The sequence below is a fragment of the Microcystis sp. M53603_WE2 genome, from assembly GCF_030065435.1.
In genome coordinates this window covers 1-1,504 of the sequence record NZ_JASJFF010000915.1, presented here as the reverse complement: position 1 = coordinate 1,504, position 1,504 = coordinate 1, and the positions used below count along the sequence as shown (strand labels likewise).

Here is a 1,504-nt window from a genome sequence, read left to right as displayed (position 1 = left end):
CGAGAATTTGAAAATAAAGAAGAACTGGAAAAAGTAGTCAATCAGCTTTTAAATGAAGGGGGATTGATTATTAAATGGAGTAGAAAACTTAAAAATAAGGGTAATGCTGTCAATGTAACTTAAATGCGTAAAAGCTTATTAAGAAAATGGATCAAGAAGGTTTTTTTCAAAGAAACCAACCACACTGGTCTAATATCATAGTGCAGCCTAATGAAAATCTGAGCATTCTTACTAAAGGTTCTGGAGCCGATAAATGTGTAGAACTTGTCAAAATAATATTATCTGATACCTCTGATGGTGTAAGAGAGCTAATAAAAAAGACCAAAGAGGAAATTAGTCCTGATGTTAACTGGAATGAACATTTAATTTCTAAATGGAAAAAAGAGTTTCATGTCATCCTACCTAGAGTAGATTTGATTGATGAGCAACTACAAGAATCGTCTGAATCGGAGGATTTATTTTCTGAAGTTAGAGAGAAGCTAGACTCTTTTGAAGAAGAAGAAAACGAATTTGCTAAAATTGAATACGATGGGGATATTTTTCAAGAAAATGAATAACTGAACTATTAAACGCCAAGGAATTTGAGAATAACGCAATTGTATCGGAAGGGTGAGTTCCCTAATGCAACTTCTACCGCTCCACTAATAGATTTTTGGGGAACGCACCATGCACATTGATTGAAGCTGTAAGTCTAGGCGTTGCTGAATCAAGGTATGAATGCCAACTGTGCATCGTATCCAAAAGTTAGTTTGGGTCTAGCGGCAAGATGTAGGCAGAGTAGTCAAGTGAAGTGTCCCATGCCTGAGCCTCACCTTGTATAGAGCCGACAAATGACTTTAGGATACAATGACGATAAAAGCTAGTAGCCAGTTGGATATATTTGTTATGGCATTAATATCCCGTGTTGTTCACAGTGATCCCGACATTCTAGGGGGAACCCCTGTTTTTGTAGGAACTCGTGTGCCGATGAGAACCCTACTTGATTATCTTGAGGCTGGTGATTCATTAGAGGTATTTCTAGACCATTTTCCCAGTGTCAGTCGAGAACAGGCGATCTCAGCCCTTGAATTAGCAAAGGAAATGTTGACAGCCTATGCGAATCCTGCTTGATGAATGCGCCCCACGCCCGTTAAAGCGTGAGCTTGCCGATTACGAGGTATGCACAGTTGTTGAGATGGGATGGTCAGGGAAAAAGAACGGTGAGTTGCTGAGGCTGATGAGTCAGGAGGGTTTCACGATTCTCCTCACTACAGATCAAAATTTGCGTTATCAGCAAAATTTACAGCAAACTGGAGTGGCAGTTATTGTTCTTGTAGCAACCAGCAACAAACTTTCTGACTTACTTCCCCTAATGCCAGATGCCTGTAGCGTATTAGATAAAGTCGCTCCAGGAGAAGTGATTGAAGTTGCAGGCTCCTGAAAGTTGTGTTGGCGAAAGCAGCATAACTCCGCATCCCCGGCGATATCTCGATCCCAAATCACGGGAATCCGCTGTTTAGCGATT

The 1,504-nt window shown here is 40.6% G+C and carries 3 protein-coding genes and 1 pseudogene; all 4 read left to right on the top strand.

The window, feature by feature from the left end:
- A pseudogene (locus tag PX481_RS19430) lies at positions 1-123 on the top strand (IS630 family transposase); the annotation flags it as partial.
- 23 nt (positions 124-146) lie between these two features.
- On the top strand, positions 147-557 hold the full coding sequence (locus tag PX481_RS19425; protein WP_288024938.1) for a hypothetical protein: 411 nt from the start codon (positions 147-149) through the stop codon (positions 555-557).
- Between the two features lie 289 nt (positions 558-846).
- Positions 847-1,110, top strand: coding sequence for a DUF433 domain-containing protein (locus PX481_RS19420; RefSeq protein ID WP_002757287.1), 264 nt, complete (start codon positions 847-849; stop codon positions 1,108-1,110).
- Positions 1,094-1,420: a DUF5615 family PIN-like protein gene (locus tag PX481_RS19415; protein ID WP_288095529.1), complete on the top strand. Its 327-nt coding sequence runs from the start codon at positions 1,094-1,096 to the stop codon at positions 1,418-1,420. Before PX481_RS19420 ends, PX481_RS19415 begins: the two co-directional genes overlap by 17 nt.
- The last annotated feature ends 84 nt before the right edge of the window (positions 1,421-1,504 follow it).

Excerpts from the sequence above, each read along its gene's own strand:
- PX481_RS19420 (WP_002757287.1), top strand. The coding sequence starts at position 847 with ATGACGATAAAAGCTAGTAGCCAGTTGGATATATTTGTTATGGCATTA.
- PX481_RS19425 (WP_288024938.1), top strand. The coding sequence starts at position 147 with ATGGATCAAGAAGGTTTTTTTCAAAGAAACCAACCACACTGGTCTAAT.
- PX481_RS19415 (WP_288095529.1), top strand. The coding sequence starts at position 1,094 with ATGCGAATCCTGCTTGATGAATGCGCCCCACGCCCGTTAAAGCGTGAG.